Below are 9,766 nucleotides of genomic sequence, written 5' to 3' on the forward strand. Positions count from 1 at the left end.
GGCCAAAAGGCCGCCGCGGTCGGGCAGGTCGATGCCGTAATAGTCGGGATACAGGATCGGCGGCGAGGCGAGACGGAAATGCACCTCGCGGGCGCCACCGTCGCGCATCATGCGGACGATCTTCTTCGAGGTGGTGCCGCGCACCAGCGAATCGTCGACCAGGATGATGCGCTTGCCGGCGATCGCGGCGCGGTTGGCATTGTGCTTCATGCGCACACCGGATTCGCGGATCGCCTGAGTCGGCTGGATGAAGGTGCGGCCGACATAGTGATTGCGGATGATGCCGAGCTCGAACGGCACGCCGGAATGCTGGGCGTAGCCGACCGCAGCCGGAACGCCGGAATCCGGGACCGGCACCACCACATCGATATCGACATGGCTCTCGCGGGCCAGCTGCGCACCGAAGGCCTTGCGGACCTCGTAGACCGAGCGGCCATGGACGATGGAATCCGGCCGGGAGAAATAGATGTATTCGAAGATGCAGGGCCGCGGCGGCTTCGGCGGGAACGGCTTGTGGCTGTGCGCGCCCTGCTCGTCGAATACGATGATCTCGCCGGGCTCGATATCGCGGACGAAGTCGGCGCCGATGATATCGAGCGCGCAGGTTTCCGACGCCAGGATCGGGCAGCCGTCCAGCTCGCCCAGCACCAGCGGCCGGATGCCCAGCGGATCACGGGCGCCGATCAGCTTCTTGTTGGTCAGCGCGACCAGCGAGTAGGCGCCTTCGAGCGAGCGCAGCGCCTCGATGAAGCGGTCGATGAAGCGGCTGCGGCGCGACTGCGCGACCAGGTGCAGGATCACTTCGGTGTCGGTGGTCGACTGCATCATGGCGCCGTTGCGCACGAGCTCGCGGCGCAGGCTGAGGCCATTGGTGAGATTGCCGTTGTGGCCGACCGCGAAACCGCCGGAGTTCAGCTCGGCGAACAAGGGCTGCACATTGCGCAGGATGGTGGCGCCGGTCGTGGAGTAGCGGACATGACCGACCGCGACGGTGCCGGGCAGGCGCTCGATCACCTCGCTGCGGGAGAAGGTGTCGCCGACCAGGCCGAGCCGGCGCTCGGAGTGAAAGCGGGCGCCGTCGAAGGAGACGATGCCGGCCGCCTCCTGGCCGCGGTGCTGAAGGGCGTGCAGGCCGAGGGCCGTGATCGCGCCGGCGGCGGGGTGGCCGAAAATGCCGAACACGCCGCACTCCTCGCGCAGCGTGTCCCCTTCGAGATCGTCCTGGAGATCGATCCCGGCCGTGCCGGGATTTGGATGGAGATCGGCGTCGCGCTCTGCGGTTCGGGTCTCGTCCATCGCGCCTCTCATCTTGGCCCAGATCACCTTCTCAGCTGGCAAGGTTCACTTGGCCGCGGGTTTCTCGATCAGCTTTTTAAGGCTGTCGCGGGCGGGCTTGCTGTAGCCCTCGCTACCGGGGGGCGGCTCGCCGGCGTCACTCTGCTCATCTTCCGGTTTATTCTTCTTGAATCTCTTCAAAATGGTGTTCTCGGGGTCATCCGGCAAGAGCGACATCAGCCAATCCCCCGTTCCCTGCAATACCACCCGGGATTTGGCGTCCGTCACCCAGTCCGGCCGCTGCTTGTCCGGCACCAGCCAGGAGAAGAACAGGAAGGCAACCACGACGATCAGCAGCCCCCGGGCCAGACCAAACAGGAAGCCCAGGGTACGATCAAGCGCGCCGATTCGCGAATCCAGGATCATGTCGGAGATGCGGACCGTGATCACGGACACGACGATCAGGGTACCGACGAACACGCCGGCGACCACGACCACGGCGGCGACGGTATCGTTGTTGAAATAGGTCTTCGCGGTCGGCAACAGCTTGTTGAAGGAGTACAGCGTCACGATTGCCGCCGCGCCCCAGGCCGCGATCGACAATACCTCGCGCATGAAGCCGCGGACCATCGCCAGCAGGCCCGAAATCAGCATGACGCCGAGCAGGATGAGGTCGAGGATCGTGATCGGCATCGGCTGGTCTGGTCCGCTTCAAAGCCCGCAACTGCCCGGACCGGCCCATCTGGCGCCGGACGAGGTGAATGGGCGGGCAGCTCATCGCCTGGGGGAGCCGCGCGCCGCGGCGATGTATAGCGGCGGGGGCGGGCAACGTCACCTCCGGCTAGCCGTCCGGCCGGCGGAATCTCGCCGCTGTGGCATTTTTTTCCACCGGCTCGCGTTCCCTGTTTCCCCTGGCACTGCCGCGTGCGGCGATCTCTGCCACCAGCGTGGTCAGCCCGCCGACCGTGTTGAGCGCGAGGCCTGCGTCGCCGCCGACCTCGCCGCGCGCCGATTCGGGCAGCACCGCGCGGCCGAAACCGAGCTTGGCGGCCTCCTTCAGCCGGCTCGCGGTCTGCGCCACCGGCCGGACCGCGCCCGACAGCGAAATCTCGCCGAAATAGACCGCATCTGTCGGTAAGGGTGCATTGACCAGGGATGACACCAGGGCCGCCGCCGCGGCGAGATCGGCAGCCGGTTCCTGGATGCGCAAGCCGCCGGCGACGTTGAGATAGACGTCGTGACCGGAGAGCTTGACCCCGCAATGCGCCTCCAATACCGCGAGCACCATCGACAGCCGGCTCGGGTCCCAGCCGACCACCGCCCGGCGCGGCGTGCCGAGCGAGGTCGGCGCCACCAGCGCCTGCAATTCGACCAGCACCGGCCGCGTGCCCTCGATGCCGGCAAAGACCGCGGTTCCCGGCGTGCCGAGATCGCGTTCCGACAGGAACAGCTCGGACGGGTTGGAAACCTCGCGGAGGCCGAGCCCCGTCATCTCGAACACGCCGATCTCGTCGGTCGGTCCGAACCGGTTCTTCACCGCGCGCAGGATGCGGAACTGCTGCGAGCCTTCGCCCTCGAACGACAGCACGGCGTCGACCATGTGCTCGACCACGCGGGGTCCGGCGATCTGGCCGTCTTTCGTCACATGGCCGACCAGGATGATGGCCGCGCCGGATCTCTTTGCAAACCGGATCAGAGCCTGCGCCGAGGCGCGCACCTGGGTCACCGTGCCGGGCGCCGATTCGACGGTGTCGGTCCACATGGTCTGGATCGAATCGATCACGATCAGCCGCGGCACCGTGCCTTCGGACAGGGTGGAGACGATATCCTCGACCGAGGTTTCGGCGGCAAGCTGCACCGGCGCGTCGGCGAGCCCCAGGCGGTCGGCGCGGAGCCGCACCTGCGCGATCGCCTCCTCGCCGGAGATGTAGACGGTGCGGTGGCCGGCGCGCGCCATCATGCTGGTCGCCTGGGTGAGCAGGGTCGACTTGCCGATGCCGGGATCACCGCCGACCAGCAGCACGGAGCCGCGGACGAAACCGCCGCCGGTGACGCGGTCGAGCTCGGTCATGCCGGAGGAGAGCCGAGGGGCGTCCTGAGTCTTGCCGGCGAGACTCTCCAGCTTGAACGTCCTGCCCTTGCGGCGGGAGCGGATCGACACCGGCACGCTGCCGGTCGGGTCCTCCTCGGCGAGCGTATTCCACTCGCCGCAGGCCTCGCACTTGCCCTGCCAGCGATTATACGCCGCGCCGCAGTTCTGGCAGACGAAGGAGAGGGTGGATTTGGCCATGGGTGCCTAGCCGCGCGATGTCGAAATTCGAATCATATCAGCCTCCGCGTCCCTCCGACCCTCATCCTGAGGAGCATCGCGCCAGCGATGCGTCTCGACGGATGGCCCAGGGCGACGGCCGTGCAAGCGGCCATCCTTCGAGACGCAAGCCTTCGCCCTGAGGGCGAAGACTTGCTCCTCAGGATGAGGACGGAGCGCCTGGAGGCGATCGAATTCATGGAATCGCTCGTCTGGTGAAGGAAGATGAGCTGGTGGATTGATTGTCGGCCGCTTGTAGCCCCATCCCCATCAGAGCGAAATATCCGATCGCGGGCGAGTACGGTCCAGACATGTATCACCGTTCTCGCGGCGCGCTGCGCCCGAGTCATTGCATGATCCACCCTCCGGAATTCGAGAGGGCGCAGGGAATGCCGGGTGAATCAGCCTCACCCATGGCCCCCGTGCAACAAGAACGCACGGGGCAGGAACCACAGGTTCAGCCGAGATCACCGGCATTCCCTGCGCGATGGTGTTAACGCTTATGACGTGCTCTTCCCGGGGACCGGGCTTTCTTGCCCCCGTCGCCTTGCGGCTCATCTTCCGCAAGACTTAGCGCCAGCGTCGGGGCGCCAGAACCACACGATTTCGCCGTCCGCAACGGCATCGCTCGTCCGCACAAGAATGCGCGCCGATGCCACCGCGTCCATCGCAACCCGCCCCGCGTTTCGTGACGATCGGCCGTAACGCCCCTCTCGCCGGAACAGGATGGGCGCATTAAACACTGTTTTGGGGGTGCGGTCAAGCAAAATTCTGAAAATCGGAAGGATGGCTCGATGAGACGGCGCTTTCGAACAGGCCAGCGCCGTAAACCGCAAAGGAGCGCGTCAGCAACCGGCTTCTCACGAACCAAACAGCCCCGCGACGTTCATGAGGATACCGATCGTTGGGATGTTCCACACGAGCGAACGAGCTAAAGGAAAATCCGCCAAATACAGGGCCGAGTAGGCGATGCGACCCCACAAATAAAGGTGAGCGCCCCACAGGGTGAGCCAATTGTGTGCATTCGTTTCCGAGACGACAAGAATTGCAGCCGCGAAGAATGGAAAAGTCTCGAGATAGTTTTTGAGCGCTCGCTCAGCCCGTCCGGCAATCCCGGTAAGCGGTGCAACGTTCTGTTCTCTTGAGCTGGCAGTCCACCGATAGCCTCGTTGCCAACTCTGCAAGTGTGAGACGACAATTATGTGAGCAATGCCAAGCATCACGCTTGCGGCGAGGAGTCCGAGTTCAACGGTCATACCAAACAGCATATCATCAACCGCTTGAATGTCGCTTCGGGGACACGAACTGCCCTCCCAAGTGCATTGGCGTCACAATGCCTGTGCCACAGATAGCGGCGACTTGCGGCTCCGCGCGAGAGTGCCACTTCGGTTGGCACATCCAAAACGATCCTGGTACGGTCTACTTCACCGACACGAACGGCACGGCCGCGCCCGGCACCATGGTGGTCGGCAGGACGCCGTTCCAGCGCTCGGCCTGCACCAGCGTCACCAGGTTCGGATTGGTGGCGAGCGCCTTGCCGCGGGCCTCGATCGCGGCGGCCTCGGCCTCGCCCGTGACGCGGATGTTGGCGGCATTGGCTTCGCCGGACAGTCGGGTGGCGTCGGCATTGGCCTGCGCCTCGGCGCGGATGGCATTGGCCTTGGCGGTTGCCTGGGTGACGGTGATCTGGGCCTGTACCTTCTCGCGTTCGGCGTTCTGCTGCAGCTTCTGCACCTCGACTTCGGCCAGCATGCGCTGCTCGATCGAATGCAGGTAGTTGGCGCTGAACTCGATGTTCTCGAGCTGGACGCTCTCGATGACGATCATTGGATCATATTTCAGCGTATCGGAGATCGCGTCCTTGATCGCCGAATTCAGCGTACCGCGCTCCTGGATCGCCTTCACGGCCGTGTAGCGGCCGAACACGACCTTGACCTGCTGGTTGACGACCGGGCTTACGACCTGGTTGACCGCGGCGTCGAGCCTGCCGAACTTGGCGTAGAGATCGGCGACTTTCTCCGGCGCGGCGCGCAGGGTCACGCTGATCTTCAGATCGGCCGGCTGCTGGTCGTAGGAATAGGAGTTCATCTTGTCCCAGGTGTAGGTCGTGGTGCGAACGCTGATCTTCTCGACGCTGTCGAACAGCGGCAGCTTGAAGCCGAGGCCGGGCTGCGCGGTACCGATCACGGCGCCGTTGCGCAGGAGCACGCCGCGCTCGGTCTGATCGACCGTGTACCAGCTCCCGAAGGCGACGGTGAGCACGACAAGGCCGACGATGCCTGCGATCGCGAGTGAAGCCAGTCCTCTGAACATAGTGGTTCCCCATTTGACAAAGGCGCGCGGCGCTACGGCCATTCCGCCGGCCACGATGTGACGCGCGCCTCACTTAGTGTGACATGATCGCGGAGAAGTTCAGTCGTGTCCGATTGTCTCCGTCCTGGGCTGTTGGTTAATTGGCAGTATCGGCGGGACGAAAAAAGCGAGGCGGATTGCGACCGGTTCTTAAAATTTGAGGTGTATCCAATTCATTGCACCTTCGAAGAATTCGAGTATTGCGATGATGCGTGGTCACCAGTTCTCCACCCTCGACCGCCACGCGGTCCTTTCCGGCTCGGACGACGGCTTTCCCTGGTTTGCCGGCGCCATGCTGGCGCTGGAATCGAGCGAGGTGGTGCGGCTGCGGCTGCAAAAGTTCGCCCAGGGCGACGATGATGCCGGGCAGGAGGCCTGCCTGATGGTGAGCGAGAAGCTCGCCGCCGCCTGGGAGGCCGTTGCGGACTGGATCGGGGGCGCCAGCGTCGGCTCGATCGTCAGGCGCTATCGGGCGCACGTCGCGGCGAATGCGGAACGGCTTTCGACCTGATCTGTTGTAGCTGCTGACAGCAGGCTGGCAGCAGCCCTGGGCTATGAGCCTTGCCATGCCGGACGTTCAGAAAGGAAGGCGGATCATGGCGATCAAGGGAAGCTGTCACTGCGGCAACACGCAATTCGAGGTCAGCGCGCCGCCCGAGAGCGTGACACGCTGCACCTGCTCGCTGTGCTCGAAACGCGGCGCGCTGTGGGCCTACTACACGCCAACGCAATTCCGCCTGACGTCGTCGCCGGACAACGTCGCGACCTATCGGTGGGGCAGCCGCACCGTCCAGCATCACTTCTGCGCCAATTGCGGCTGCGGCACCTATTCCGAATCGCCGGACTGGTCGAGCGGCAAGCCGGATTTCGACAATCCCAGGGTCGGGGTCAATTCGCGCCTGTTCGATGATTTCGATCTCGATGCGGTGCCGGTGACCGTCATCGACGGCAAGAACCTGTGGTGATGCCCATCATCGCAGCAAGATCCACGCCGGCGCGTGGTCGCTGGCGCCTTCCTCGCCGCGCACCTTGCGGTCGACTCCGGATTTGGCGAGGCGCGACGCGAGCGCCGGGCTGAGCAGGAGATGATCGAGACGGAGGCCGGCATCGCGCGGCCAACGGGTGCGCTTGTAGTCCCAGAACGTGAACATCGGTTTTTGGGGATGCTGGGTGCGAAGCGCATCGGTCCAGCCTTGCGCCACGAGCGAAGCGAATGCCGCGCGGCTCTTGGGCTGGATCAGCGCGTCCTTGTCCCAAGACCGCGTGGGATAGATGTCGAGCCCGGTCGGGGCGACGTTGTAGTCGCCGGCGAGCACGACGGGCAGGTCCTGCTTCAGGAATTTCGCCGCATGGCGCTTCAGCCGTGCGAGCCAGGCGAGCTTGTAGTCGAATTTCGGTCCCGGCTGCGGATTGCCGTTCGGTGCGTAAAGGCAGGCGATGACGATGCCGGACACCGCCGCCTCGATGTAGCGCGCCTCATGGTCGGTACGGTCACCCGGTAATCCGGTGCGGATCAGCACCGGCTCAGCCTTCGCCAGGATGGCGACGCCATTCCAGGTCTTCTGTCCCTGCCAGACCGCATGGTAGCCGGCCTTCTCGATCGCAGCGGAGGGGAACTCGCCGTCGGCCGCCTTCAATTCCTGCAGGCAGACGATGTCGGGCTTCGCCGCGCCGAGCCAGCGCAGGAGATTCGGCAGGCGCCGGTTGACGTTGTTGATGTTGAAGGTGGCGATCTTCATCATTGGGCTGAACGCGACAGCAAGCTTGGACTATCGGCACCAGATACGCGACGGGGCGCCGCGACAAGGTTTTTCTGAGGCCGAAAGATGTAAGGTTCGTGGCGGACATTACCGCGGGCCGTTGAGCGGGGCCTACGAGGCGCTCGGCAGCAGGGACGCCGTCCGCGACTTTAGAATTCTTCTTGCGGACAGGCGACGACGCGCTAGCATTTGCTCGGACTGACGATGCGAATGTCCATGTCGCATCGTGATTGCGCGTTTCGTCAATTTGAGAACTGCCGGCCTCGAGCACCGCATGTGGCGGTGATCGTCGACCGGCCGCCGGTATCCGGCATCGTCACGGGCTGAGAGGCGGCGGCCCGCGACCTCAAAAACCCGCCATCGGAGGAAGCAATGGTCACGCTCAAAGTGAATGGGCAGGAACGGTCGTTCGACGGCGATCCGTCGATGCCGTTGATGTGGTATCTGCGCGACGAACTTGGTTTGACGGGAACGAAATTCGGTTGCGGTGTCGCGCTCTGCGGCGCCTGCACCGTGCATCTGGACGGCGACGCCGTCCGCGCCTGCGGCGTGCCGATGTCCGACGTCGCCGGCAAGGCCGTCATCACCATCGAAGGCCTCCATCCCACCGGCGATCACGCGGTGCAAGTTGCCTGGCGCAATGTCAGCGTGCCGCAATGCGGCTATTGCCAGGCCGGGCAGATCATGCAGGCCGCGGCGTTGCTCGCGAAAACACCCGCACCGACCGACAAGGAAATCGACGACGCCATGTACGGCAACATCTGCCGTTGCGGCTGCTATCAGCGCATCCACACGGCCGTTCGTGCCGCTTCGAAGGGAGCGTGACATGACCCATCATCGCAATCAGCAGAACGTCGTCCTCGCCAATGTCAGCCGCCGCCAGATGCTCAAGAGCATCGGCGCCACCGGCGCCTTCGTGCTCGCCGCGCAGTTTCCCGCCACCCGCCAGGCCATGGCCTATGCGACCGGCGCGGACAAGATGCCGCACGGCGTCGTCACCAACCCGCACATCTTCGTCTCGATCGACAAGGACGGCCTCGTCACCATCCAGGCCGCTCGCGCCGAAATGGGGACGGGCGCGGCCCGCACCTCGCTGCCGATGATCGTGGCCGACGAGCTCGATGCCGACTGGTCGCGGGTCAAGGTCGTGCAGTCGCCCGGCGACGAGGAGACCTACGGCAACCAGGACACCGACGGCTCGCGCAGCGTGCGTCATTTCATCCAGCCGATGCGGCAGGTCGGTGCCGGCGCCCGCAAGATGCTGGAGCAGGCGGCGGCCAAACGCTGGAACGTCGATCCGGCCGAAGTCGAGGCGCGCTTCCACGAGGTGTTGCACACCGTGTCCGGCAAGAAGCTCGGCTATGGCGAGCTCGCCGCCGATGCCGCCGCGCTGCCGGCGCCGTCGCTCGACTCGTTGCAACTGAAGAAGCCGAGCGCGTTCCGCTATATCGGCAAGGGCGCGGTCACCATCGTCGACCTCCACGACATCACCACGGGCAAGGCGGTGTATGGCCAGGACGTGAGGCTGCCCGGCACGCTGTATGCCGTGATCGAGCGGCCGGCGGTGGTGCAGGGCAAGGTCGTCTCCTACGACGACAGCGCCACCATGAAGGTGCCCGGCGTCGTCAAGGTGGTGAAGCTCGACGGCACGCCGCCGCCGGCCGCCTATTCGCCGCTCGGGGGCGTCGCAGTGATCGCGAAGAACACCTGGGCCGCGATCAAGGGCCGCGATGCGCTCAAGATCACCTGGGATGACGGCCCGAACGCCTCGTTCGATTCGGTCGCCTACAAGGCCGAGCTCGAGGACGCCGTGCGCAAGCCCGGTCGGGTCGAGCGCAGCGAGGGCGATGCCGAAGGGACGCTGAAATCGGCGGCCAAGGTGATCACGGCGGAATATTATTCGCCGCATATCGCCCACGCCACCATGGAGCCGCCGGCGGCGACCGCCCGGATCGCCGACGGCAAGCTCGAGGTCTGGACCTCGACGCAATCGCCCGGCGGGGCGCGTGACGACCTCGCCAAGCGGCTCGGCTTCGACCAGAAGAACGTCGTCGTGCACTGCGCGCTGCTC

10 protein-coding genes are annotated in these 9,766 nt (G+C 65.1%); 4 read left to right on the plus strand and 6 right to left on the minus strand.

The window, feature by feature from the left end; genetic code table 11:
- The 5 genes from purF to JOY90_RS23250 all read right to left on the minus strand — a co-directional run.
- A partial coding sequence (purF, locus tag JOY90_RS23230) for an amidophosphoribosyltransferase (RefSeq protein ID WP_291693453.1) occupies window positions 1-1,296 on the minus strand: 1,296 nt, incomplete at its 3' end.
- A 45-nt stretch (window positions 1,297-1,341) separates the two neighbouring features.
- The gene (locus JOY90_RS23235) at window positions 1,342-1,968 is read right to left on the minus strand and encodes a CvpA family protein (RefSeq protein ID WP_291693454.1); all 627 of its coding nucleotides are present in this window, start codon (window positions 1,966-1,968) and stop codon (window positions 1,342-1,344) included.
- 148 nt (window positions 1,969-2,116) lie between these two features.
- Entirely contained in the window at window positions 2,117-3,565 is a 1,449-nt protein-coding gene (radA, locus tag JOY90_RS23240) for a DNA repair protein RadA (RefSeq protein WP_291693455.1), read from the minus strand.
- Between the two features lie 878 nt (window positions 3,566-4,443).
- Window positions 4,444-4,839: an MAPEG family protein gene (locus JOY90_RS23245; RefSeq protein ID WP_291693456.1), complete on the minus strand. Its 396-nt coding sequence runs from the start codon at window positions 4,837-4,839 to the stop codon at window positions 4,444-4,446.
- Between the two features lie 163 nt (window positions 4,840-5,002).
- Window positions 5,003-5,896, minus strand: coding sequence for a prohibitin family protein (locus JOY90_RS23250; RefSeq protein ID WP_291693457.1), 894 nt, complete (start codon window positions 5,894-5,896; stop codon window positions 5,003-5,005).
- Window positions 5,897-6,140: 244 nt separating this feature from the next.
- Between JOY90_RS23250 and JOY90_RS23255 the strand changes: the two genes are divergently transcribed.
- Together JOY90_RS23255 and JOY90_RS23260 are read left to right on the plus strand one after the other, a co-directional pair.
- A complete protein-coding gene (locus tag JOY90_RS23255; RefSeq protein WP_291693458.1) occupies window positions 6,141-6,446 on the plus strand; it encodes a hypothetical protein in 306 nt (101 codons plus the stop codon).
- Between the two features lie 85 nt (window positions 6,447-6,531).
- Window positions 6,532-6,900 carry a GFA family protein gene (locus JOY90_RS23260; protein ID WP_291693462.1) on the plus strand — a complete coding sequence of 123 codons (369 nt, stop codon included), beginning with the start codon at window positions 6,532-6,534 and terminating at the stop codon, window positions 6,898-6,900.
- 6 nt (window positions 6,901-6,906) lie between these two features.
- Here the strand turns inward: JOY90_RS23260 and xth are convergent, their stop codons facing one another.
- The gene (gene xth / locus JOY90_RS23265) at window positions 6,907-7,674 is read right to left on the minus strand and encodes an exodeoxyribonuclease III (protein ID WP_291693459.1); all 768 of its coding nucleotides are present in this window, start codon (window positions 7,672-7,674) and stop codon (window positions 6,907-6,909) included.
- Window positions 7,675-8,067: 393 nt separating this feature from the next.
- Here xth and JOY90_RS23270 point away from each other — a divergent pair, with 393 nt between their 5' ends.
- Window positions 8,068-8,520, plus strand: a complete 453-nt coding sequence (locus tag JOY90_RS23270; RefSeq protein ID WP_291693460.1) for a (2Fe-2S)-binding protein — start codon at window positions 8,068-8,070, stop codon at window positions 8,518-8,520.
- Window position 8,521: 1 nt separating this feature from the next.
- A partial coding sequence (locus JOY90_RS23275) for a molybdopterin cofactor-binding domain-containing protein (RefSeq protein ID WP_291693461.1) occupies window positions 8,522-9,766 on the plus strand: 1,245 nt, incomplete at its 3' end.

Source organism: Bradyrhizobium sp., from assembly GCF_019242285.1.
Taxonomy (GTDB): domain Bacteria; phylum Pseudomonadota; class Alphaproteobacteria; order Rhizobiales; family Xanthobacteraceae; genus Bradyrhizobium.

What these genes read in the sequence shown, in the direction of transcription:
- JOY90_RS23260 (WP_291693462.1), top strand. Translation starts at nt 6,532, where the DNA reads ATGGCGATCAAGGGAAGCTGTCACTGCGGCAACACGCAATTCGAGGTC.
- radA (WP_291693455.1), bottom strand. Translation starts at nt 3,565, where the DNA reads ATGGCCAAATCCACCCTCTCCTTCGTCTGCCAGAACTGCGGCGCGGCG.
- JOY90_RS23235 (WP_291693454.1), bottom strand. Translation starts at nt 1,968, where the DNA reads ATGCCGATCACGATCCTCGACCTCATCCTGCTCGGCGTCATGCTGATT.
- JOY90_RS23270 (WP_291693460.1), top strand. Translation starts at nt 8,068, where the DNA reads ATGGTCACGCTCAAAGTGAATGGGCAGGAACGGTCGTTCGACGGCGAT.
- xth (WP_291693459.1), bottom strand. Translation starts at nt 7,674, where the DNA reads ATGAAGATCGCCACCTTCAACATCAACAACGTCAACCGGCGCCTGCCG.
- JOY90_RS23245 (WP_291693456.1), bottom strand. Translation starts at nt 4,839, where the DNA reads ATGACCGTTGAACTCGGACTCCTCGCCGCAAGCGTGATGCTTGGCATT.
- JOY90_RS23255 (WP_291693458.1), top strand. Translation starts at nt 6,141, where the DNA reads ATGATGCGTGGTCACCAGTTCTCCACCCTCGACCGCCACGCGGTCCTT.
- JOY90_RS23250 (WP_291693457.1), bottom strand. Translation starts at nt 5,896, where the DNA reads ATGTTCAGAGGACTGGCTTCACTCGCGATCGCAGGCATCGTCGGCCTT.